Annotated in this window: 17 protein-coding genes; 5 read left to right on the top strand and 12 right to left on the bottom strand. The window is 67.4% G+C overall.

Annotated elements, in window-relative coordinates:
• Positions 1-57 precede the first annotated feature (57 nt).
• From GTP90_RS21245 to GTP90_RS21230, 4 genes are all read right to left on the bottom strand, one after another.
• Positions 58-672, bottom strand: a complete 615-nt coding sequence (locus GTP90_RS21245; protein ID WP_161085413.1) for a TetR/AcrR family transcriptional regulator — start codon at positions 670-672, stop codon at positions 58-60.
• 125 nt (positions 673-797) lie between these two features.
• Positions 798-2,234 (bottom strand): AdeC/AdeK/OprM family multidrug efflux complex outer membrane factor, encoded by a 1,437-nt coding sequence (gene adeC / locus GTP90_RS21240; protein WP_161085412.1) that lies wholly within the window; start codon positions 2,232-2,234, stop codon positions 798-800.
• A 2-nt stretch (positions 2,235-2,236) separates the two neighbouring features.
• Positions 2,237-5,371, bottom strand: a complete 3,135-nt coding sequence (locus tag GTP90_RS21235) for an efflux RND transporter permease subunit (RefSeq protein ID WP_161085411.1) — start codon at positions 5,369-5,371, stop codon at positions 2,237-2,239.
• A 12-nt stretch (positions 5,372-5,383) separates the two neighbouring features.
• The gene (locus GTP90_RS21230) at positions 5,384-6,571 is read right to left on the bottom strand and encodes an efflux RND transporter periplasmic adaptor subunit (RefSeq protein WP_161085410.1); all 1,188 of its coding nucleotides are present in this window, start codon (positions 6,569-6,571) and stop codon (positions 5,384-5,386) included.
• A 199-nt stretch (positions 6,572-6,770) separates the two neighbouring features.
• Here GTP90_RS21230 and GTP90_RS21225 point away from each other — a divergent pair, with 199 nt between their 5' ends.
• The 3 genes from GTP90_RS21225 (at position 6,771) to GTP90_RS21215 (ending at position 12,073) form a co-directional block, all read left to right on the top strand.
• Complete coding sequence (locus GTP90_RS21225) at positions 6,771-8,921, top strand: diguanylate cyclase domain-containing protein (RefSeq protein ID WP_175048173.1); 2,151 nt, start codon at positions 6,771-6,773, stop codon at positions 8,919-8,921.
• 132 nt (positions 8,922-9,053) lie between these two features.
• Positions 9,054-10,541 carry an ATPase domain-containing protein gene (locus GTP90_RS21220; protein ID WP_161085409.1) on the top strand — a complete coding sequence of 496 codons (1,488 nt, stop codon included), beginning with the start codon at positions 9,054-9,056 and terminating at the stop codon, positions 10,539-10,541.
• A 5-nt stretch (positions 10,542-10,546) separates the two neighbouring features.
• A complete protein-coding gene (locus GTP90_RS21215; protein WP_161085408.1) occupies positions 10,547-12,073 on the top strand; it encodes a hybrid sensor histidine kinase/response regulator in 1,527 nt (508 codons plus the stop codon).
• Positions 12,074-12,080: 7 nt separating this feature from the next.
• Here the strand turns inward: GTP90_RS21215 and GTP90_RS21210 are convergent, their stop codons facing one another.
• The 8 genes from GTP90_RS21210 to GTP90_RS21175 all read right to left on the bottom strand — a co-directional run bounded on the left by GTP90_RS21210 (position 12,081) and on the right by GTP90_RS21175 (position 21,158).
• A complete protein-coding gene (locus tag GTP90_RS21210) occupies positions 12,081-12,821 on the bottom strand; it encodes a hypothetical protein (RefSeq protein ID WP_175048172.1) in 741 nt (246 codons plus the stop codon).
• Positions 12,822-12,925: 104 nt separating this feature from the next.
• Complete coding sequence (locus GTP90_RS21205; RefSeq protein ID WP_161085407.1) at positions 12,926-14,818, bottom strand: MFS transporter; 1,893 nt, start codon at positions 14,816-14,818, stop codon at positions 12,926-12,928.
• Between the two features lie 103 nt (positions 14,819-14,921).
• Positions 14,922-16,469: a PepSY-associated TM helix domain-containing protein gene (locus GTP90_RS21200; RefSeq protein ID WP_161085406.1), complete on the bottom strand. Its 1,548-nt coding sequence runs from the start codon at positions 16,467-16,469 to the stop codon at positions 14,922-14,924.
• A complete protein-coding gene (locus GTP90_RS21195) occupies positions 16,466-16,735 on the bottom strand; it encodes a hypothetical protein (protein WP_161085405.1) in 270 nt (89 codons plus the stop codon). Before GTP90_RS21195 ends, GTP90_RS21200 begins: the two co-directional genes overlap by 4 nt.
• A complete protein-coding gene (locus tag GTP90_RS21190) occupies positions 16,725-16,991 on the bottom strand; it encodes a hypothetical protein (protein ID WP_161085404.1) in 267 nt (88 codons plus the stop codon). Before GTP90_RS21190 ends, GTP90_RS21195 begins: the two co-directional genes overlap by 11 nt.
• A 13-nt stretch (positions 16,992-17,004) precedes the next feature.
• Positions 17,005-19,152 (bottom strand): TonB-dependent receptor, encoded by a 2,148-nt coding sequence (locus GTP90_RS21185; RefSeq protein ID WP_161085403.1) that lies wholly within the window; start codon positions 19,150-19,152, stop codon positions 17,005-17,007.
• Between the two features lie 89 nt (positions 19,153-19,241).
• Positions 19,242-20,516: a sensor histidine kinase gene (locus GTP90_RS21180; protein ID WP_161085402.1), complete on the bottom strand. Its 1,275-nt coding sequence runs from the start codon at positions 20,514-20,516 to the stop codon at positions 19,242-19,244.
• 3 nt (positions 20,517-20,519) lie between these two features.
• Positions 20,520-21,158, bottom strand: a complete 639-nt coding sequence (locus tag GTP90_RS21175) for a response regulator transcription factor (RefSeq protein WP_161085401.1) — start codon at positions 21,156-21,158, stop codon at positions 20,520-20,522.
• A 152-nt stretch (positions 21,159-21,310) separates the two neighbouring features.
• On the opposite strand from GTP90_RS21175, the gene GTP90_RS21170 reads away from it, so the two are divergent.
• Together GTP90_RS21170 and GTP90_RS21165 are read left to right on the top strand one after the other, a co-directional pair.
• A complete protein-coding gene (locus GTP90_RS21170; RefSeq protein WP_161085400.1) occupies positions 21,311-21,940 on the top strand; it encodes an energy transducer TonB in 630 nt (209 codons plus the stop codon).
• Positions 21,941-22,064: 124 nt separating this feature from the next.
• Complete coding sequence (locus tag GTP90_RS21165; RefSeq protein WP_161085399.1) at positions 22,065-22,622, top strand: outer membrane beta-barrel protein; 558 nt, start codon at positions 22,065-22,067, stop codon at positions 22,620-22,622.
• Positions 22,623-22,645 lie beyond the last annotated feature (23 nt).

The raw sequence follows: 22,645 nt of genomic DNA, 5'->3' as shown, positions 1-22,645 counted from the left end.
AGGCATGGTACAACAGCCTCCGCCCGCGTGCAGCGGACGGAAACAATACGAGACAAATCAGGTCATCAACAGCGCGCGCATGGCGACGCGGAAGGCGTCCGCCAGGCTGGCGCGGTCCATGTCGGGCCGGTACAGCGCACGTATCGTCAGGCCGTGGAAGTAGGAGATCAGCGTGTCGAGGCGGCCGTCCAGCAGCACGTCGTCCACCGGCAGGTTGCGCTGTTCGCGCCCGCGCTTGACCAGCTCACGCAACTGCGCCCGCGAGACTTCTTCGTTCTCGCGCATCTTGGCGGCGATGACCGGATTGCGCGAAGCCTCGGCAAACATCTCCAGCGGCACGCCCCACGGCTGCGGGTCCAGCGACTCGTCGATGTGGATGGGCGCATCTTCCAGGATCGCTTCGAGCGGATCCTCGCGCGAGGCCAGGTCGCGCAGCAGCCCCGAGACATGTTCCGCCTCGCGCGCCACAAAGGCCAGGATGATGGCGTCCTTGCCGTCGAAGTAGTTGTAAATATGCCCCGCGCTCATGCCGGCCTGCTTGGATATCTCGGCCATGCTGGCGCCATGGAAGCCGCTGCGCGCAAAGCAGACGGCGGCCGCTTCCAGCACCTGGTTGCGCCGGTTCTGCGCCCGTTCCGGGTCGGTACGTCGTTTTGCGATGGGTGCGGTCATGGGGTCTTCCTTGGGTAACGGTCTTGCCTGAGGCGGTACTGTGGCGAAGGCTGCCACTTTTGTCAATTTATCAGCGACCGGAGACGGCGGGCGCACAACACTCGGCGCCCGCCGCCCCAACCGCCCTAGCCCCGCTGTGGCGCGGCTTCCGGCTGCCAGCCGCCGCCCAGCACCTTGTACAGCGTGACCGCGTTGCTGGACTTGCCCAGCCGCGCGGTGATCAGCCCTTGCTGCGCCGCGTACAGCGCACGCTGCGACACCAGCGCGTTCAGGTACGAGTCCGCGCCCTTGCGGTAGCGCGCCTCGTGGATGCGGAAGCTCTTGTCGGCCGCGTCGACCAGCGCCTGCTGCGAGGCGATGCGCTCGTCCAGCGTGCCGCGCTGGGCCAGCGCGTCCGCCACTTCGCGGAACGCCACCTGGATCGCCTTCTCGTACTGCGCCACCGAGATGTCGCGATTGGCCTTGGCGATATCCAGGTTGGCGCGATTGACGCCGCCGTCGAAGATCGGCAAATTGATCTGCGGGACGAAGCTCCACGTCGACGATCCCGCCTTGAACAGGCCGGACAAGTTGCGGCTCGCGCTGCCGCCCGACGCCGTCAGCGATATGCTGGGGAAGAAGGCGGCGCGCGCCACGCCGATGTTGGCGTTGGCGGCGCGCAGCGCGCGTTCGGCTTCCTGCACGTCGGGCCGCGATTGCAGCAGGTCCGATGGCAGGCCGGCCGGAATCGCCGCCATCTGCGTCACCGCATCCAGCTCGCCCGCTGGCAGCAGGTCCGCGGGCACGCCGCCGCCGACCAGCAGCGTCAGCGCGTTCTGGTCCAGCGCCACCTGCGCGGTGTAGACCGCCATGTCGCTGCGCGCCGATTCCACGCTGGTCTGCGCCTCGTACATGTCGACGCCGGAGGTGACGCCGGAATCGAAGCGCTTCCGGCTCAGGTCATAGGAAGTCTGCTGGCTGCGCAGCGTTTCCGCCGCCAGCTTCAGACGCTGCTGGTCGGCGATCAGCGTCAGGTAGGCATTGGCCACTTCGGCCACCAGCGTGATCTGCTGCGCACGGCGCGCCTCCTCGGTGCCGAGGTAGGTCTGCAAGCCAGCCTCCGACAGGTTGCGCACCTTGCCGAAGAAGTCCAGCTCATACGACGCCATCGCCAGCCCGCCGCTGTACTGGCGGTTGATGGCCGCCTCGCCGGTGCCGGTCATGGTCGACGGCGTGCGCGATGCGCTCTGGCTGACGTTGGCCGACAGCTTCGGCAGCAAGGCCGCGCTGTCGATGTTGTACTGGGCCTTGGCCTTCTCGATGTTGAGCACCGATACGCGCAGGTCGCGGTTGTTGGCCAGCGCCAGCTCGATCACCTTGCGCAGGCGCTCGTCGGCGAAATATTCGCGCCACTGGATTTCGGACACCGGCCTGGCGTCGGCCGCCGCTGCAGGCACGCCCTTGTAGGCATCGCCGGCCGGCCAGGCTTGCGCCACCGGCTGCGCCGGACGTTCATACACCGGTGCCAGGCTGCAGCCGCTTAGCATCGCCAGCGCCGCCAAAGTGAGTAAAGATTTTTTCATGATTAATGCGCCTCCACAGCGGCAACAGGAGCGGCGGCCTTCTTGCTGAAGAAACCGCGCACCAGTACAAAGAACACCGGCACAAAGAAGATGCCCAGGAAGGTGGCGGACAGCATCCCGCCCAACACGCCGACGCCGATCGCGTTCTGGCTGCCGGAACCGGCGCCGCTGCTGATCGCCAGCGGCAGCACGCCGAGGCCAAACGCGATGGACGTCATCAGAATGGGACGCAACCGCAGGCGCACAGCCTGCAAGGTCGCCTGCTTCAGTTCCACGCCCTGCTCCTGCAGCTCCTTCGCAAACTCCACGATCAGGATCGCGTTCTTCGCGGCCAGGCCCACCACGGTCAGCAAGCCGACCTGGAAGTACACGTCGTTCGACAGCTTGAACACAAACGTCGCCAGCACCGTGCCGATCACGCCCAGCGGCACGATCAGCAGCACCGAGAACGGAATCGACCAGCTTTCATACAGCGCGGCCAGGCACAGGAACACGATCAGGATCGAGATCGCATACAGCTGCGTGGTTTGCGACCCGGAGTCGCGTTCCTCGGTCGACAGGCCGGTCCACTCGAAGCCGATACCAGGCGGCAGCTTGGCCGCCATCTTTTCGATTTCCGCCATCGCGGCGCCCGAACTCTGGCCCGGCGCCGGCATGCCGAGGATCTCGGTCGACGGCAGGCCGTTGTAGCGTTCCAGGCGCGGCGACGCGTAGATCCACTTGCCGGTCGAGAAGGCCGAGAAAGGCACCATCTCGCCGTCGGCATTGCGGACAAACCATTTGCCCAGGTCTTCCGGCGACATGCGCGAATCGGGCTGGCCCTGCATGTACACCTTCTTCACGCGGCCGCGGTCCACGAAGTCGTTGACGTAGGCGCTGCCCCAGGCGGTGCTCAGCACCTTGTTCACATCGGCGATGGACAAGCCCAGCGCGGTGGCCTTCTGCTGGTCGACGGTGATCTTGTACTGCGGCGTATCTTCCTGTCCGTTCGGACGCACCGCCATCAGCACCGGATTCTGGGACGCCATGCCCAGCATCTGGTTACGCGCCGCCATCAGCGCATCGTGGCCCACGCCGCCCTGGTCCTGCAGCTGCAGGTCGAAGCCGCTGGCGTTACCCAGTTCCAGCACCGCAGGCGGCGCGAAGGCGAACACCATCGCATCCTTGATCTGCGAGAAGCTGCCCATGGCACGGCCGACAATCGCATTCACGCGCTGGCCGGCGCCCTTGCGCTCGGACCAGTCCTTCATCCGCACGAAGGCGATACCGGTGTTCTGGCCATTGCCGCTGAAGCTGAAGCCAGCCACCGCGAACACCGACGCCACCGAATCCTTCTCCTCGGTCAGGAAGTGCTGCTCGACTTTTTCGATCACCTTCAGCGTGCGCTGCTGGGTCGCGCCGGTCGGCAGCTGGATTTGCGAGAACAGCACGCCCTGGTCTTCCTCCGGCAGGAAGGAAGTCGGCAGGCGCACGAACACGAAGGCCAGCACCGCCAGCAGCAGCGCGTACATCACCAGCGAACGTCCGCTGCGGTTCAGCAGCGCGCCCACCCAGCCCTGGTACTTGAAGCTGCCGCGGTCGAAGCTGCGGTTGAACCAGCCGAAGAAACCGGTGTTGATGGCCGTATGGCCCTTGGCCACAGGCTTGAGCAGGGTCGCGCACAGCGCCGGCGTGAAGATCATCGCCACCAGCACCGACAGCACCATCGCCGACACGATCGTCACCGAGAACTGGCGGTAGATCACGCCGGTGGAGCCGCCGAAGAAAGCCATCGGCACGAACACCGCCGACAGCACCATCGCAATGCCGACCAGCGCGCCGCTGATCTGGCCCATCGATTTGCGCGTCGCCTCGATCGGCGACAAGCCCTCCTCCGTCATCACGCGCTCGACGTTCTCCACCACCACGATGGCGTCATCGACCAGCAGGCCGATCGCCAGCACCACCGCGAACATGGTCAGCGTATTGATCGAGTAGCCCAGCGCCGACAGGATGGCGAAAGTCCCCAGCAGCACCACCGGCACCGCCATCGTCGGGATCAACGTGGCGCGGAAGTTTTGCAGGAACAGGTACATCACCAGGAACACCAGGATCACCGCCTCCACCAGCGTCTTGACCACTTCCTCGATCGACAGCTTGACGAACGGCGTGGTGTCGAAGGCGATCACCGCCTTCATCCCGGCCGGGAACTGCTTCTCCATCACCGCGATGCGCGCCTTGACGGCGTTGGCGGTATCGAGCGCGTTGGCGCCGGTGGCCAGCTTGATGGCGACACCGGTGGCCGGCTTGCCGTTGTAGCGGGCCAGCACGTTGTAGTTCTCGCTGCCCAGCTCCATGCGGGCCACGTCGCGCAGGTGCACGGTGGCGCCGCTGCTGGCGGTCTTCAGCAGGATCGCGCCGAACTGCTCGGCGGTCTGCAGGCGGCTCTGCGCCGACACGGTGGCGTTGAGCTGCTGCCCCGCCACGGCGGGCGCGCCGCCCAGCTCACCGGCCGACACTTCGGTGTTCTGCGCGGTGATGGCGGCCGTCACGTCGGCCGGCGTCAATTGATAGCTTTGCAGCTTGGCCGGATCGAGCCAGATGCGCATCGCGTACTGGGCGCCGAACAGCGTCACGTCGCCCACGCCTTCGATGCGGCTGAGCGGGTCGATGACGTTGGCGGCCACGTAGTCGCCCAGGTCGGCCTGCTTCATGCCGCCGTCCTCGGACACGAAGCCCAGCACCATCATGAAGTTCTTGGTGGCCTTGGCCACCACCAGGCCTTGCTGCGTGACGATGGCCGGCAGCAGCGGCGTGGCCAGCTGCAGCTTGTTCTGCACCTGCACCTGCGCGATGTCCGGGTTGGTGCCGCTCCTGAAGGTCAGCGTGATGCTGATGCCGCCGGTGCCGTCGCTCGACGAGGACATGTAGCGCAAGCCGTCGATGCCTTTCATCTTCTGTTCGATGACCTGGGTGACGGCATCTTCCACCGTCTTGGCGGAGGCGCCCGGATACGAGCCGCTGATCGAAATCGACGGCGGCGCGATGCTGGGATACTGCGCGACCGGCAGGCCGAGGATCGCGATCACGCCCGAGAGCATGATGACGATGGCGACGACCCACGCGAAGATCGGGCGGTCAATAAAGAAACGTGACATGGCGATGCTCCTTTACTGGGCGCTCTTGGCGCTGGACGGCATGGCGCCGCCCACGGCCACGGCGGCGGCGGGTTTCGCTGCGTTGGCCGGCGCGCCAGGCTTCACCTTCTGCACGCCCTCGACGATCAGCAGGTCGCCCGCGTTCAGGCCGGACTTGACCAGCCAGCGGTCGCCCATGGTGCCGCCGGTGACCAGCGTGCGCTGTTCGACCTTGCCTTCCTTGTTGAGCACCAGCGCGGTCGCCTCGCCCTTGGCGTTGCGGGTCACGCCCTGCTGCGGCACGGCGATGGCCTGCTCGTTGACGCCCGACTCCACCACCGCGCGCACGAACATCCCGGGCAGCAGATCGTGCTTGGGATTGGGGAACAACGCGCGCAAGGTGACATTGCCGGTGCCGGTATCGACCGTCACGTCGGAGAACTGCAGCTTGCCGCTTTCCGCGTACTTGCTGCCGTCCGACAGCAGCAGCGTGACCCTGGCCTGGCCGCCGGACTGTTTCAGGCCGCCGCTTTCCAGCTCGCGCTTCAGGCGCAGCAGGTCTTCGCTCGATTGCGTGACGTCGACATAGATCGGATCCAGCTGCTGCACGGTGGTCAGCGCGGTGGACTGGTTGGCCGTCACCAGCGCGCCCGGCGTGACGGCCGAGCGGCTGATACGGCCGCTGATCGGCGCGTCCACGTGCGTGTATTTGAGGTTGATGGACGCCTGCTCCAGCGCGGCGGCGGCCGATTCCACGTCGGCCTTGGCCTGCTCGTTGGCGGCGACGGCGTCGTCGTAGTCCTGCCGGCTCACGCCCTCGATCGCCACCAGGTCCTTGTAGCGCGCCACTTTCGGGCCGCTGGTCATCAGGTTGGCCCTGGCCTTGGCCAGCGCCGCCTTGGCCGAGTTGTAGGCCGCCTGGTAGCTGGCCGCGTCGATCTGGTACAGCGCCACGCCGGCCTTGACGTCGGCGCCTTCGACGAACAGGCGTTTTTGTATCAGGCCGCTGACCTGCGGGCGCACTTCGGCCACCTGGAAGGCGGCGGTGCGGCCCGGCAGTTCGGTCGTGATGTGCAGCGCTTCCGGCGCCACCTTAAAAACGCCCACTTCCGCCACCGGTGCGCGGTGAGCGCCCGGTGCCTCGGTCGTGGATGGGGAGCAGCCGGCGGCGAGCGCGGCTGCGGTGATCAGGGCTGCGGTCCTGCAGAAAAGAGCTTCCATGGTGGGACTTTCTGTATAAAAATTGTGCATAGGCACGTAGAATGAACGATCATTCTAATTAAGTCAAGCACGTTATTTGTCCATGACACGACAAATCGTGGCGCCTGAAGGGGAATTTCTCCCTCTGGCGGGGGCAGGCGCCACGCCCGGTGCTACAATGAATTTAATTTCTTTCGGACATCTTTTTTTGGCCCGAACCATGACCTCGCAGCCCACCCCACGCACGGCCCGGCCGCGCCTCACCACGCTGGTGACAGCGGGCGTGGCCGCGACGGTGCTGATGTCAGTGCTGTCGCTGCTGGTGCTGGTCGATCACTTCGCCATCGACTACGCCGAGCGCGAGGCGGGCCTGCGCCTGCAGCAGCTGTCATGGCAGATGCGCGATGCGCTCAACCGCGTGGTGCAGAAGGCCACCGGCGACGTCCAGCTGCTCACCGAGCTGCCGCAGATCCGCGACGCCCGCTCCCCCGCCGAGATCCGCCAGGTGCTCGAAAGCCTGCAAAAGACCTTCCCGGACTATGCGTGGATCGGCCTGGCCAATCCCGACGGCAGCGTCTACGCCGCCACCCAGGGCCTGCTCGAAGGCCAGGATGTCAGCACGCGCGCATGGTTCAGCGGCGGGCGCGAAAAACTGTACGCCGGCGACTTCCATCCCGCCACCCTGCTCGGCAAGAAGCTGCCGTACAGCGCCGACCCGTGGCGCTTCGTCGACGCCGCCGGCCCGGTGCGGCGCAGCGACGGCAGCTACCGCGGCGTGCTGTGCGTGCATATGAGCTGGAACTGGGCGCGGCGCCTGGCGCTCACCATCCTCACCCCGGCCGACCAGCAGTATTCGGCCGACATCTACGTGGTGCGCGCCGACGGCACCGTGATGCTCGGCCCCAAGGGCACCGAGGAAACCACCATCGCCGCCACCAGCCTGGCGCTGTCGCAAACCGGCGCGCCGGGATCGCTGAAGGAGACCTGGCCCGATGGCCACAGCTACCTGACCGGCTTCTCGCGCACCGGCGACGCCAACAATCCCGCCACGCTGGCCTGGTCGGTGCTGGTGCGCCAGCGCGAGGACGTGGCGCTGGCCGGCGCCCGCGCGCTGGAGCGCCAGATCCTGCTGCTGGGCGCCATCCTCGGCGTGGCCATGGCGCTGGCCGCGTCGGCGGTGGCGCGGCGCCTCACGCGGCCACTCAATGCGCTCAGCAAGAACATCGAGGAACGCTCGGCCGCGCCGGCCGACACCGCGCCCGACGCGCTGCCGCCCATCCCGCTGGTCGACAGCTTCCACGAGGCGCAGGTGCTGTCGCAGGCGCTGGCCGACCTGGTGCGCAACGAGCAGGGCCACCTGGCCACGCTGCGCAGCATGAACGAGCAGCTGGAATCGACGGTGGGCGAGCGCACCCGCGAGATCGCCCGCAAGGCGCTGCTGCTGGAGCGCGCGCTGTCGCAGGAGCAGAGCACGCAGCTGCTGCTGCAGGAACGCGCGGCCGAGCTGCGCGCCATCCTGGACAACGCGCACGACGCCTTCATCGCGCTCGATCCGGGCGGCGTGGTGCTGGACTGGAACCGCCAGGCCGAAAAGCTGATCGGCTGGCGCCGCGCCGAGGTGATCGGCCAGCCGCTGGCGGCCATGGTGCTGCCGCCGCTGCTGCGCCGCGCCTATGAGCGCGACATGCGCCAGCTGGCCGAGTGCGGCGGCGACACGGTGCTCAACCGCCGCATCGAGCTCACGCTGCACAACCGCGCCGGCCAGGAGCTGCCGGTGGAGGTGTCGCTGGCCTACGTGCCGCGCAGCAGCGGCCACCTGTTCATCGCCTTCCTGCACGACATCAGCGAGCGCAAGTCGCTGTTCGAGTCGATGGCGGCCATGGCGCTGCGCGACACGCTGACCGGCCTGCCCAACCGGCGCGCGCTGATGACCGCGCTGGCCGAGGCGATCCAGCGCGCCAACCGCCTGCGCCACAGCTGCGCCGTGTTCTTCCTCGACCTCGACCGCTTCAAGCAGGTCAACGACCAGTACGGCCACGAGGAAGGCGACGAGCTGCTGCGCCAGTTCGCCGTGCGGGTCCAGCACACCGTGCGCAAGACCGACACCGTGGGCCGGCTGGCGGGCGACGAGTTCGTCGTCATCCTGGAGAACCTGCACAGCGACACCGCCGCCCAGGAGACCGCCGACAAGCTGCGCCCGGCGCTGCAACAGCCGTTCCACCTCAAGACCGCCACCGTCTCGCTGAGCGCGAGCATCGGCATCGCCATCCACCATCCCGACGATCCGCAGGACATCGAGATGCTGCTCAACCGCGCCGACCGCGCCATGTACGCCGACAAGCAGCGCCAGGCCGCCCCGGCCGTCGTGTAGCCTTGCGGCAATTATGTGCGCCAGCGTACGCACGCTTGCATATCGAAAATCCCGCGGCGCCTGTTTCAGGTAGTATCACGCCAAAATACGCTGCGGGCGTGCTCCGCGGCGGCCACATTTCGGAGCAAGGCCATGCAAGCCCAAAACAGCGTCACCACCCTCTTTCTATCCTCCGGCGTGCCGGGCCTGGACGAGATCCTGGCCGGCGGCCTGACCCGCGACCGCCTGTACCTGGTCGAAGGCGAACCGGGCACCGGCAAGACCACGCTGGCGCTGCAGTTCCTCAACGAGGGCGCGCGCCACGGCGAGTCGGTGCTGTACATCACCCTGGCCGAGACCGCCGTCGAACTGCGCAGCGTGGCCGAGTCGCACGGCTGGAGCATGGAGGGCATCCACATCGAGGAGATCCTGCCCAACGAGGACGTGCTCGACCCGGACCAGCAGTACACCATCTTCCACCCGTCCGAGATCGAGCTGGGCACCACCACCCAGCGCATCGTCGCGGCGATCGACAAATACCGCCCGCGCCGGGTGGTGCTCGATTCGCTGTCCGAGCTGCAGCTGCTGGCGGAAAGCCCGCTGCGCTACCGCCGCCAGGTGCTCGCGCTCAAGCAGTACCTCACCAGCCGCAACTGCACCACCATCTTCCTGGACGACCGCACCGCCCTCAGCACCGACCTGCAGGTGCGCAGCGTGGCGCACGCGGTGCTCACGCTCGAGCAGGTCGACCAGGCCTACGGCGCCGAGCGGCGCCGGCTGCGGGTGGTCAAGTACCGCGGCATCGCCTTCCACGGCGGCGCCCACGACTACAAGATCGTCAACGGCGGGCTGAAAGTCTTCCCGCGCCTGGTGGCGGCCGCCACCCGCGCCACCAGCGAGCGGCGCCAGCTCTCCAGCGGCCTGCCGGAGCTGGACCAGCTGATCGGCGGCGGCCTGGAGGAAGGCATGAGCACGCTGATCTCGGGCCCGCCCGGCACCGGCAAGTCCACGCTGGCGGCGCAGTTCGTCCACGCCGCCACCGCGCGCGGCGAGCCGTGCGCCATGTTCCTGTTCGAGGAGGCGCGCAACAACATGCTCAACCGCTCCAGCGGACTGGGCATGAAGCTGACGCAGGCCATAGAGAGCGGCCTGCTGACCATCCAGCAGATCGACCCGGCCGAGCTGGCGCCGGGCCAGTTCACGTACGCGGTCACGCAGGCGGTCGAGCGCGGCGTGCGGATGGTCGTCATCGACAGCCTGAACGGCTACCTGAACGCCGTGCCGGACGAGCGCTTCCTGTCGATCTACCTGCACGAGCTGCTGACCTACCTGGGCCAGCGCGGCGTGGTCAGCATCGTGGTCGGCGTCCAGCAGGGCATGATCGGCAGCGGCATGAGCACCACCATCGACGCCAGCTACATCGCCGACAACGTCATCATGCTGCGCTACTTCGAGGCGCAGGGCGAGGTGCGGCAGGCGATCTCCGTGTTCAAGAAGCGCGGCAGCGCGCACGAGCGCACCATCCGCAGCTTCCAGATCGGCAGCGAGGGCATCTGCGTCGGCCCGGTGCTGCAGGACTTCCACGGCATCCTGACCGGCGTGCCCACCTATGACGGGCCCAAAACCCGCAAAGCCGACTGACCGCGATGGAAACGCGCATCCTGATCTACGCGCCAACCGGCCAGGACGCCCCGCTGACGGCCAAGGTGCTGGCGATGGCCGACTTCCACAGCCACGTGTGCCGCTCGCTGGCCGAGCTGGCGTCGCAGCTGGAGCTGGGCGCGGGCGTGGTGCTGACGGTGGAGGAAGCACTGGCGCCGGGCGGCTACAAGCTGCTGCAGGAGTTCGTGGCGCGCCAGCCCGACTGGTCCGACCTGCCCATCATCCTGCTGACCCACCGCGGCGCCGATTCGCCGGCGGTGCGCCAGGCCGTCGCCGGCCTGGGCAACCTGAGCCTGATGGAGCGGCCGGTGCGCTCGCTGGCGCTGATCACCGCCCTGCAGGCGATGCTGCGCGCGCGCAAAAAGCAATACCAGGTGTGCGAGGCGGCGCGCCGCAAGGATGAATTCCTGGCCAGCCTCGGGCACGAGCTGCGCAATCCGCTGGCGCCGATCCGCACCTCGGTCTCGCTGCTGACCCACATGTATCCGGACGCGCCGCCGGTGGCGCGCATCCGCGACATGGTCGAGCGCCAGGTGCGGCTGCTGACCCGGCTGGTGGACGACCTGCTGGACGTGGCCCGCATCACCAGCGGCAAGATCAAGCTGCAGCGCCAGCAGGTGGGCCTGAACGCGGTGATGAACCACGTCAGCGAGCTGTGCCTGCAAGCGGCCGGCGCCAAGCGCATCCACGTGGCCTGGCAGCTGCCGCCCGAGGACATCGTGCTGGACGCCGACTACGCGCGGGTGGTGCAGATCTTCGCCAACATCCTGTCGAACGCGGTCAAGTTCACGCCCCAGGGCGGCAACGTGCTGGTGCGCGCGGCGCGCCGCGGCAGCGAGCTGCTGGTGACGGTGCGCGACAGCGGCATCGGCCTGGACGCCGAATCGATCACGCGCATCTTCCGCATGTTCGAGCAAAGCAATACGGTGGCCGGGCAGTTCTCCAGCGGGCTGGGGATCGGCCTGAGCCTGGCGCGCCAGTTCGCCGAGATGCACGGCGGCTCGGTCGAGGCGCGCAGCGACGGTCCCGGCCACGGCAGCGAATTCACGATCCGCCTGCCGGTGGTGAGCGGCGCCGCGCGCGACGCCGTGCCGCTGGCGGCGGCCACCGGCGCCGACGGCCGCAAGATGCAGGTGCTGGTGGTGGACGACAACCGCGACGCCGCCGACTCGCTGGCGGCGCTGCTGGAAATCGAAGGCTTCGACGTGCGCCCCGTGTACGACGGCGCCGCCGCCGTCGCCATGGCGGCCGAGCAGCCGCCGGACATGATCATCATGGACCTGGGCATGCCGGGCATGGACGGCTACGAAACCGCGCGGGCGATACGCCAGCGTGCCGGCGCCGAGCGCATTCTGATGATCGCGCTGACCGGCTGGGGCCAGAGCGACGCCCGCCGCCGCACCGGCGAGGCGGGCTTCGACCATCACCTGGTCAAGCCGGTCGAGCTCGAGCAGATCCTGCGCCTGGCCGGCGCGCGGCAGAACCGCGAGCAGGTGCAGGCGGCGCGCTGAGGCCCGCTCAGTACGGGGTGATGTTGACGGTCGCGCCCTGCAGGTAGACCGCGTTGGTGCCCTCGAAGCCGGAGTCGGCGCCCAGCATGATCCAGAAGTTGCCGTCCTTGTCGGCCCTCACCACGATGGGTTCGCTCGACTTGCGGGTGGTGCTGGCCCAGGTGCCGCCGGCGCAGCCGAGGCCGGCCACGCCCTGCGTGCCCAGCACCTTGCCCTGGGTGCCGGACGTGCCCTGGTTGCCGCGGTCCAGGTTCACGCGATAGCGCAGGTCCGGTTGCTGCACCGTGTTGATGTTGAAGTAGTTCGCCGCCGCCACCATGTACACGCTGTCGCCGCGCGAGCCGCCGACGCCGGCGCAGCCGGTGCCTGCGTCGGTGGCATAGCGCAATTCGAAGCTCACGTTATATTGCGCGTTCTTCACGAAGCCGTGCAGCTGCCGCGTGACGTAGGTCAGCACATCGTCGCTGTTGTTGTGTGCAGCCAGGTAGTAGCCCTTGCCGCTCAACGGCGCCGGCAAGTCCCGCCAGCCCGAGGCCACTTCGGTCGGCCGGTCCTTGTCGCCGTAGTCGGCCACGTCGCTGCGCCATTCGTCGATACCGGTGTTGAAGTCGATCGTGACCGTGGAGGCCACGGCATCGGGCAAGTGCTGGTCGTAGGGGTTAGGTATCCAGTCGCCGCCGCCGCAGGCGGCCAGCGTCAGGACACCGCTTACGGCCAGCGCGGCCAGCAGATTTTTTTGTATGGTCATGGTTTCCCTTAAAGTGTACGGCGCACGGGGTAGGCGCCAAAACTTATTTTAAAGGAAATATTTGGTAAATTGGCAATATATTTGCCAGCACCGGCAAGTTACCGCTACTTCCAGTCGCCGCGCAGCGCCAGCACGCGCTCCTTCAAGCCTTCCGGCGTGACGTCCTGCGGCGCCACCGGGGCGCCGACCGCCAGCGCCAGGCGCGAACGCAGGCCGCTGCGGAACGCGCGCCCGAACACGTTCTCGCCGCTGCGGCTCAGCAGATGGCCCCACAGCCCGCGCAGCGCCATCGGAATCACCGGCACCTTGGAGCGCTCGACGATCTTCGACACGCCGCCCTTGAATTCATTGATCTCGCCGGTGCTGGTCAGGCGGCCCTCCGGGAAGATGCACACCAGGTCGCCCTCGTGCAGCGCCTGCGCGATGTCGACATAGGCCTTCTCCATCAGCCACGGGTCTTCCTTGGCCGGCGCGATCGGGATCGCGCGCGCGGTGCGGAAGATCCAGCCCAGCAGCGGCAGCTTGAAGATGCGGTGGTCCATCACGAAGCGGATCGGCCGCGGGCTGGCCGCGCCGATGACGATGGCGTCGACGTAGCTGACGTGGTTACACACCAGCACCGCCGCGCCCTCGTCGGGGATGCGGTCGGCGTCGATCAGGCGCACGCGGTGCACGGTGTGGATCAGCATCCAGGCCAGGAAGCGCATCAGGAACTCCGGCACCAGCGAGAAGATGTACAGCGCCACCACCGCGTTGAGCAGCGCCGTCACCAGGAACAGCTGCGGGATGGTGAAGCCCTGCCCCAGCAGCACGATGGCCAGGCCGGCCGCCGCCACCATGAACAGCGCGTTGAGGATGTTCATGCCGGCGATGGTGCGCGACATGTGGGCCGGATCGCAGCGGGTCTGGATCAGCGCGAACAACGGCACGATGAAGAAGCCGCCGAACATGCCGATCAACAGCACGTCGCACAGGATGCGCCACATCCCGTGCTGCGCCATCAGGGCGAAGGCGTCCAGGTGCGGGCCGGCGGCGGCGGTGATGCCGTGGCTGGCGAAATACAGGTCGGCGCCAAACACCGACAGGCCGATGGAGCCGAACGGCACCAGGCCGATCTCCACCTTGCGCCCGGACAGGCGCTCGCACAGCAGCGAGCCGCTGCCCACGCCCAGCGAGAACACCGTCAGCAGCAGCACGAACACGCTGTGGTCGCCGTGCAGGTAGTCCTTGGCGTAGACCGGGAACTGCGCCAGCACCAGCGCGCCGTAGAACCAGAACCACGAGTTGCCAAGCATGGACAGGAACACCACGCGGTTCTTGCGCGAGAAGCTCAGGTTGCGGAACGATTCGCCGATGAAGTTCCAGCTCACCTTGAGCTCCGGCGCCGGCGCGGGCGCCAGCGGGATGCGGTAGCTGGCCACCAGGCCAAGCAGCGCCACGGCGATGGTGGCGATGGCCTCGAAGGCGATGCCGTTGGGCTTTTGCACCACCAGCACCGCGCCCAGGATCTCGCCCAGCAGGATGCCGACGAAGGTGCCCATCTCGGTCACGCCGTTGCCGCCGATGAGTTCATCGGGCTTGAGCTGCTGCGGCAGGTAGGCGTACTTGACGGGGCCGAACAGCGTGGAGTGCACGCCCATGCCGACCACCGCGGTCACCAGCAGCCACAGGGTGTGCGTCATCCATCCGAGGCCGGCGATGCACATGATGGCCACCTCCAGCCACTTGACGAAACGGGTCAGGCCGGACTTCTCGAACTTGTCGGCCAGCTGGCCGGCGGTGGCCGAGAACAGCACGTAGGGCAGGATGAACAGGCCGGGGATCAGGTTGGTGATCAGCGACGGCGACAGCGTGGTCCAGCTCATCGCGTCGAAGGTCAGCATGACCACCAGCGCGGTCTTGAACAGGTTGTCGTTGAAGGCGCCGAGGAACTGGGTCCAGAAGAACGGCGCGAAGCGGCGTTGCGTCAACAGGGAAAACTGATTGGGCTGGCTCATGTCTGCGGCATCCGTTCTGATGGGTGTTACGGAAAGGTTGAACGGATTATAACCTCTTGCCGCGCCACACAAACATGCCAACAAGCAACAACCTAGCGCCAGATCAAGCCGGCGCGCCCGCCGGTACCGCGCGCAGCGACCAGACGCTGTGCGGATCGCCCTGCAGCCCGCGCCGGAGCACGGCGCGCGCCATCCGCCGGTACAGCGCGGCAAACGCCAGCGCCACCACGGCCACGCCAGCCGCCACGGTATCGCCCTGCAGCAGCGAACGCAGCGGATCGACGCCGCTGCCGTACCAGTGCGCCAGCGGCAGCGCCGCCGTCAGCGCCGCGCTCAACATCAGCAGCTCGTGGGCGGCGCGCGCCGGCGGGCGCGCGAAAGCCCACGCCACGCACAGCAGGAACACGCCGTAGTAGCCGGCCTCCTCCCATCGCGGCACGTCGCCCGGCGCCAGCTTATTCATCAGGAACACGGTCGACACGCCGGCCACGCAACCGAGGCACACGCCCAGCGTGGCCTGCGCCATCAGCCTCCCGCTGCGCGGCTGCGCCGCCACGGCGCGTTTGCGGCGCGCCTCGATCCACAGCAGGTTGCCGCTGTAGAACAGGAAGGCGCCCGCCATCCCCAGCGCGAAGTAGGTCCAGCGCACCGCGGCGTGGCCGTAGTTGGCGAAGTGCAGCGTCTGCAGGCCGCGCATGAAGCGCGTGCCGGGGCTGGCGCCGGCCGGCGTCAGCACGCGCTCCACCGTGCCACTGCTGGCGTTGATCACCACCGCCGCCGTGCTGGAGAGCGTGTGCTGCGCCATCGGCCCGTAAGCCTGCAATTGCGCGTTGGCGCCGCCGGCCTGGCGGTAGACCAGCGTGGCGATCTCCATGCCCGGCGCGGCGCGGCGCGCCGTCTCCATCAGCTGCGAGGCGGGCAGCAGCGGCGCCGGGGCGCCGGCGCCACGCGGCGGCGCGGCGGCCGAGATGTCCGCCCCGATCACGTCGATCAGCTTGCCGTCGAAGATCAAGTACTGGAACGGAGCCAGCAACACCACGCCCAGCGCCAGCACCGCGCTGCTCCACGCGTACATCAGGTGGAACGGCAGCGACAGGATGCCGACGGCGTTGTGCGCGTCCTGCCACATGCGCTTGATGTTCTTGCCGATGCGCAGCGCGAACACGTCCTTGAAGAACGACGGCGCATAGATGATCACGCCGCTTGCCAGCGCCAGCCCGTACAGCACGCACAGCGCGCCCAGCACGTAAATGCCCCAGCTGCGCGGCAGACCTGCCGTGTAGTGCAGCCGGTAGAGGAAGTCCACCAGCTGCGAGGCCTCCCTCACCTCCTCCAGCCGGCCCGCCGCGTCCAGGCGGAAGTTGCGCTCATCCCACTCCAGCACGGTCTGCGGCTGTTCGGCCGACGGCAGGCGCACGTAGAAATTCGCCGCGGCCTGCGGATGCGCCGCCAGCACGGCGTCGATCAGCGGCTGGGTCTGCGACAGCGGGGTGCGCGGCACGGTGCGCGCGGCCGGCCGCTCCCACGCGTGCAGCTGCTCGTGGAAAATGGTGATGGCGCCCGCGTAGAAGGCGATGAACAGGCAGAAGCCGGCCGCCAGCCCCACCCAGGTATGCACCGAGATATAAGTGCGCAGCGTGGACGACTTCATGCCGCCACCCGCACCAGGCCGCCGGCCTTCAGCACATGCAGCAGCGCGTAGCCGGCCAGCGTCGCCCCGCCCATCCACAGCCAGGCGCGCAGGCCGGTGCGGAACATAAAGGCGCCCGCCATCACGCCGATCCACACCAGGAAAAACAGCAGCAGCAAGGGCAGCGTGGTGCGCGCCTGGTCGCCGCTGAGCAGCGCGGCCAGGCCCACCACCCACACCGCCAGCGGCAGGCCGAGGCAGGCGGCCGCGGTGGATTTACCGAGCATGGCGCGCTCCCAGCCAGGCGTCCAGGCAGGGCAAGGCCACCAGCGCCGCCATGAAGCCGGACAGCGCGATGAACACGCCGCACCAGCCGCCGTAGGACGCCGTGGCCGAGGCGATGGCGACAACGCCGAGCGGCACCGCCAGCCAGTTCAGCAGCCTGGCGCGTTTGGGCGCCGCGCCCCACAGCCGCTGGTGCGGCGAGGCCAGGTACAAACACAGCGCCGCCAGCGCGGCGACGCCGATGCAGATCCAGTTCATATCGGGCTCCCTCTCAGATAGTGCCCTGAACGCCGAAGCCGAACTGGCGCGCGTTGCCGAGTATGACGTTGTAGCGTCCCGTCACCGTTTCCAGGCGGTTGGCGCTGATGTCGGCGCGGTTGGTCAGGTTGCTGCCGAAGGCGAACAACGTGACGCCGTTGGCCAGCGTGTAGGCGGCCTTGCCACCCAGCGTGGTGTGTCCGTCGTTGCGCTCGATGTTTTCGGGACCGGTGTAGGTGCCGCCGGCGTGCACCAGGTTGGCGTTGAGCAGCCAGCGGCCCGGCTTCCAGCTCAGGCCCACCGACTGCGTCGCGCGCGGCGAGCGGCCGAACTCCTTGCCGCCGAAGTCGCCCTGCGGCGACACGAAATCGATGAAGCGCGTGCGCGCCAGGCCCAGCGCGCCGAACAGCTCCAGGTCCCTGGCGACCTTGCCGCGCACCTCGGCCTCCAGCCCCTTCAGGCGCGAGCTGCCGGCGTTGAGGAAGTAGATGTCGAGCGTGTTGCGGCCGACGTTGACCTGCTGGTCCGACCAGTCGACCCGGTAGGCGTTCAGCGTCACGGTCAAGCCGTTGTCCAGCGCGCCCTTGAGCGACGCTTCGTAGTTGCGGGTGAACTCCGGGCCATAAGCGTGCGAGCCGCGCTGGTAGCTGTAATCGACGCCGCCGGTGCGGTAGCCGCGCTGCGCCGTCAGGCCCGCCACCCACTGCGGCGCCAGCGCGTAGCGCACGCCCAGCTTGGGCAGCCAGACCGAGTTGTCGGTCTCCAGGTGCTGCGTGTTGTCGCCGGCGAAGATGCCGCCGGCGATCAGCTGGCCAAACACCTGGCGCGCCAGCGGCGAGGTGCCGCTGGTCTCGGCGGCCAGCACGCGGCGCTGGCGCTCGCCGTCGAAACGCACGCCGGCCGTCAGCGTCAGCTTGCCGACCGCGTAATCCAGTTCGGTGTAGGCGGCGCGGGTCTTGGTGCCGTCCGACTGCAGGTTGCGGCGGTTGATGAAATCGGCGCCGTAGGCCGCGTCGCAGGCGGCCTGCGACGCACACTGGCCGGTCAGTCCCAGCACATAGGACACCGGCACCGTGAACAGTTCGTCCACGCCGTAGTGCTGCTGCGAATAGTACAGCCCCGCCACGCCCTTGAGCGCATGGCCCAGCAGCTGCGTGCTGAAATTGGCGCGCGCTTCCTGGGTCCACTGGCGGTCGATGTTTTCGCCGGTGCGGTAACCCTGGTTCAGCTCCGTCGCGTCGTAATCCTGCACGCGCGAAAAGCGGTTGTGCGAATAAGTCGACAGCAGCGTCACATCGGCGCCGCCAACCCGGAAGGTCTGCTCCAGCGCGGCCGAACGCGTGTGGTTATGGTTGTCGCGCGGCTCGTTCGACAGGTTCTGGCGCGCCGACGCCGGCCGCGCCACCGCCTCCACCGCATTGCTGCCCAGTTCCTGCTTGTCGTCCACCAGCGTCACCAGCGCCTGATAGCGCTCGCCCCACGGCGTGATGCGCAGCTTGGCGCGCAGCGTGTGGCCGTCGTCGTGGTTCGCGCGCGGATCGTCGCGGGTCGGGTTGTACACGTCGCCGTCGCGCCGGCGCTGCTCGAAGGCGACGCGGCCGGCCAGCACCTGCTCGACGATGGCGCCGCCGCCGGCCAGCGCCGCGCGCAGCGCGCCCTGGTTGCCGGTGCTGACGCGGTAGCTGAAATCGCGCAGGTCGGACGGATCGCGGGTCTTCATCACCACCGCGCCGGCCAGCGAGTTGCGGCCCTGGTTGGTCGACTGCGGTCCGCGCAGCACTTCCACGCGGTCGGCGTCCCATACGCTGAGGTTTTCGATCACCTGGCCGAAGCCGTCCAGCGGCACGCCGTCCACCACCAGCGTGACGGTGCGCCCGCCGCCGCCGGTCGGTCCGTTCGAGTTGATGCCGCGGATCGACAGCCCCGACGCGGTGCCGACGTTGGCCATCTGCGCGGCGACGTCGTCGAGCGTGACGACGCCGGATTCGGCGATCTGGCGGCGGTTGCGCGAACCTACGCTGGCGGCGCTGTCGAGCTCAGTGCGTTGCAACTTATCGCCGGTGATCACCACCTGCTCCAGCACCGGCCCCTGCTCCTGCGCCGACGCCTGCCACGCCGCCGTCGCCCCGGCCAGCGCCAGCACCATCACTTTGATACGCATGCATTTTCCCCTGTTCGCTATTTTGTAAATGAGACTTATTCTCGTTGCAGCATAGTAAATGAGAATCGTTTACATTCAAAGGGAAATTTTTATGCCAATGGCATGAAGATGGCGATGCGGGTGCCGGCGCCGAGGGCGGTGGCGATGTCGATGCGGCCTTCGAAGGCGGCCACCCGCTCGCGCATGCCGACGATGCCGATGCCGGCCGACGCCAGCGCCGCGTCGTAGCCGCTGCCGTTGTCGGCGATCTCCATGCGCAGTCCCGCATCGTCCAGCGACAGCGCCACCGTCACCTGCGTCGCGCGCGCGTGCTTGGCGATGTTGGACAAGGCCTCCTGCACGATGCGGTAGGCCGAGATGCCGATGCCGCTGTCGAGCCGCGCGAAATCGCCGTCGGCGCGGAACAGGTAGCGGCAGCCGGCGTGCGCGCGGTCGTAGTGGCGCACCATCTCCTCCACCGCGCCGTCCAGTCCCAGCATGTCCAGCACCTCGGGACGCAGGCGCCGCACCAGCGTGCGGCCGCTGTTGTAGAGCCCCAGCGCCAGCTTGATGATGGACTGCGCGCGCTCCCGCACCTCGCCCTCCCCGCTGACATCGACAATGCGCTGCGCCTCCAGCCGCGCGGCGATCAGCGTGGCGTTCAATTCGTCGTGGATCTCCAGCGCGATGCTCTTGCGCTCATCCTCGACGGCGGTGTTGACCTTGCGGATCAGGCGCCGCTTCTCGGCGTCGGCCGCGCGCAGCGCCTGCATCGACGCCTGCAGCGAGGCGTTCAAGCCGTGCGACAGCTGCCACGCCAGCAGCGCGCACACCAGCAGGCCAAGGCTGGCCACCAGCAGCTCGACATAAAAGCGGCGCGCCTGTTTCACCAGCAGCGCCGACGGCGACATCGTCACCCGCACATAGCCCATGGTCTCGACCGCGCTGCTGCTGCCGGCCGGCCGGTCCTTCTGATAGGGCTTGCCGTCGGCCGCCAGCATGGCCACGAACATCAGGCGCTTGAGGACAGGCGCCTCGTAGTAGCGGGCGTCCGGCCGGCCCGGCGCGGGCGCGGAAGCCTGCACCAGCGCATGCCGCTGCGCGTCCAGCACCTCGATGCGGTCGATGCTGGCGTCCGATTGCAGCAGGCCGTTGACGGTCAGCTTGAGGTCATCGTAGCGGTGCGTCAGCAGGCTGACTTCACTGCTCTGCGCCAGCACCTTGGCCACCAGCGGGCCGCGTTCAGCCATCTCCTCGCGCACCTCGGCCAGGCGCGAATGGTAGGCGTACCAGACGAAGGTGCAGAACATGTACGCCAGCGGGATGAGCGTGACGCACAGCAGCCGCGCGCGCACGCTCCAGTGGCGCCAAAAGTCGAAGCGCATCCGCTACGGCTCGATCAGGCCGTGCTTGACGGCCAGCCGCGTGATGTAGGCCGGCCGGTGCACGCCCAGCTTCTCCTTGACCGCCTGGCTGATATTGCTGATGGTCTTGGTGGAGACGTCGAGCTTCTCGGCAATCTCCGCGTTGGTCAGGCCCTCGGCCATCAGCGTGAAGATCTCCAGCGCGCGCTCGTCCAGCTGCGACTGCGGCGAGGCGTCGCCGCGCACCGACAGGTTGGCCAGCCGCTCGGCGATGTGCGGCAGGAAGTACAGCTCGCCGTCGTGCGCGCGCCGCACCGCCGCCGCCAGGTCGGCCGGATCGCAATCCTTGGTCATGAAGGCGCGGCCGCCGAGACGGTAGGTTTCCTTGATCAGGCTATCCTGGTCGAACTGGCTCAGGAAGACGATGGCCGCATCCGGCGCCTGCGCCAGGATCTGCTTGGCCACGTCCAGCCCGGTCAGCTGGTCGCCGAAGCGGAGATCGAGCACCGCCACGTCCGGCTTGTGGCGCTGGTACTGCTCCAGCGCCTCCTCCGGCGTGCGCGCCTGCGCCACCACATGCAGCCCCTGCCCTTCCAGCGACATCGCGAAGCCCGTCATCACGATCGGATGATCGTCCGCCAGCATGACCCGTATCTTTTTCACTTGCTATCTCCAGGAATATTTACTACTCGATGATGGAAGCATACCACAGCAGTCCGGCGTAAAAAATTCCAAAAATTGCCTTTTATTTTGCTATTACATGGAATAGTATACTTCCAACACATAGCAATCCCCACCACCACCAAGGAGCAGTTATGCATCAGAAAAAGAATCTCACCGGCCTGACCGTCGTGGCCGTGTTGCATGTGGCGCTGCTGGCCGCCTTCCTGCATGGCTCCAAATTGACTGTGTTCAGGGTGAAGGAAGCGGTGATCGACCTGACGCCGACCGCGCCCGAGCCGCCGCCAAAAACGCTGCCGACCGACGTGCCGCCGCCCACGCTGACGCCGCCGGACATCTTCGTGCCGCCAGTGGAAACCCCGGTACTGCCATCCGATCCGCCGCCGGTGACGGCGCGTCCGGCGAGCGAGGCGCAACCGGTCCAGCCGACGCAACACGGCATCGCCGAGCCGGGAGCCAAGACCGTGGTGAAAGCCGCGCCGCAGCTGGTGCCGGCGGTGGTGGACGCCAGGGCCTGCACAAAGCCGGACTATCCGAAGTCCGCGCTGCGCAACAGCGACACCGGCACCGTCACGCTGGCACTGCTGATCGGCACCGACGGCCGGGTGGCCGATTCGAAAGTGGAGAAATCCAGCGGCTTCCGTGAGCTGGACCGCGCCGCGCAAGTCGGGCTGGGACTGTGCCGCTTCAAGCCCGGCACCGTGGACGGCGTGCCGCAGCAATCGTGGACCAAAATGCAGTACGTCTGGAGCCTGGACGATTAAGCTGCTTTAAGCCGACTTGCAGGATTTGGTATCAAACTATATAATGTTGCCCTCGAGAAACGGAATAGCCGGTACACGCCGGTTGTTCCGTTTCTCATTTTTTGCCACTTCAGGAACAAAAATAATGAAACAAATCACCGTATTCGCAATGATCGCCGCCCTGGCAGCCCCACTGGCAGTTCAGGCTGAAGGCTACTACGTCGGCGGCAACATCGGCCGCGCAGAACAAAAAGCGGATCTGGCCATCGTATCGATCAAGGAAAGCGCCACCGCCTACAAGCTGGTTGGCGGCTACAACTACACCAAGAACTTCGGCGCCGAAATCGGCTACGCAGACCTGCGTGAAGTGTCGGTCTCCGGCAATGGCGCACATGCCACCTCCAAGCCATCGGCATTCTACGTCGCAGCCACCGGCACCCTGCCACTGAACGAACAGTTCTCGTTGTTCGGCAAACTGGGTATCGCAACCGCCCACGAAAAAGTGAACGCCAGCTATCGTGGCGATTCCGTGTCGGGCAGCGAAAACCGCACCACCCCGTACATCAGCGTCGGCGCGGCGTTCGCGCTGAACCAGAAGGTCAGCTTCGTGGCTGAATACGAAAACTTCGGCAAAGTCGCCAAAGACGGCAACGTCAACGTCAAGGCCGACATGTTCTCGGCCGGCGTGCGTTACAGCTTCTAAGCCCGCGCAAATAAAAAAAGCCC

This window comes from Duganella vulcania (assembly GCF_009857655.1).
Taxonomy (GTDB): Bacteria; Pseudomonadota; Gammaproteobacteria; order Burkholderiales; family Burkholderiaceae_D; genus Rugamonas; species Rugamonas vulcania.
This window is presented reverse-complemented; position numbering and strand designations above follow the sequence as displayed.

What these genes read in the sequence shown, in the direction of transcription:
- GTP90_RS21245 (WP_161085413.1), bottom strand. Translation starts at nt 672, where the DNA reads ATGACCGCACCCATCGCAAAACGACGTACCGACCCGGAACGGGCGCAG.
- adeC (WP_161085412.1), bottom strand. Translation starts at nt 2,234, where the DNA reads ATGAAAAAATCTTTACTCACTTTGGCGGCGCTGGCGATGCTAAGCGGC.
- GTP90_RS21235 (WP_161085411.1), bottom strand. Translation starts at nt 5,371, where the DNA reads ATGTCACGTTTCTTTATTGACCGCCCGATCTTCGCGTGGGTCGTCGCC.
- GTP90_RS21230 (WP_161085410.1), bottom strand. Translation starts at nt 6,571, where the DNA reads ATGGAAGCTCTTTTCTGCAGGACCGCAGCCCTGATCACCGCAGCCGCG.
- GTP90_RS21225 (WP_175048173.1), top strand. Translation starts at nt 6,771, where the DNA reads ATGACCTCGCAGCCCACCCCACGCACGGCCCGGCCGCGCCTCACCACG.
- GTP90_RS21220 (WP_161085409.1), top strand. Translation starts at nt 9,054, where the DNA reads ATGCAAGCCCAAAACAGCGTCACCACCCTCTTTCTATCCTCCGGCGTG.
- GTP90_RS21215 (WP_161085408.1), top strand. Translation starts at nt 10,547, where the DNA reads ATGGAAACGCGCATCCTGATCTACGCGCCAACCGGCCAGGACGCCCCG.
- GTP90_RS21210 (WP_175048172.1), bottom strand. Translation starts at nt 12,821, where the DNA reads ATGACCATACAAAAAAATCTGCTGGCCGCGCTGGCCGTAAGCGGTGTC.
- GTP90_RS21205 (WP_161085407.1), bottom strand. Translation starts at nt 14,818, where the DNA reads ATGAGCCAGCCCAATCAGTTTTCCCTGTTGACGCAACGCCGCTTCGCG.
- GTP90_RS21200 (WP_161085406.1), bottom strand. Translation starts at nt 16,469, where the DNA reads ATGAAGTCGTCCACGCTGCGCACTTATATCTCGGTGCATACCTGGGTG.
- GTP90_RS21195 (WP_161085405.1), bottom strand. Translation starts at nt 16,735, where the DNA reads ATGCTCGGTAAATCCACCGCGGCCGCCTGCCTCGGCCTGCCGCTGGCG.
- GTP90_RS21190 (WP_161085404.1), bottom strand. Translation starts at nt 16,991, where the DNA reads ATGAACTGGATCTGCATCGGCGTCGCCGCGCTGGCGGCGCTGTGTTTG.
- GTP90_RS21185 (WP_161085403.1), bottom strand. Translation starts at nt 19,152, where the DNA reads ATGCGTATCAAAGTGATGGTGCTGGCGCTGGCCGGGGCGACGGCGGCG.
- GTP90_RS21180 (WP_161085402.1), bottom strand. Translation starts at nt 20,516, where the DNA reads ATGCGCTTCGACTTTTGGCGCCACTGGAGCGTGCGCGCGCGGCTGCTG.
- GTP90_RS21170 (WP_161085400.1), top strand. Translation starts at nt 21,311, where the DNA reads ATGCATCAGAAAAAGAATCTCACCGGCCTGACCGTCGTGGCCGTGTTG.
- GTP90_RS21165 (WP_161085399.1), top strand. Translation starts at nt 22,065, where the DNA reads ATGAAACAAATCACCGTATTCGCAATGATCGCCGCCCTGGCAGCCCCA.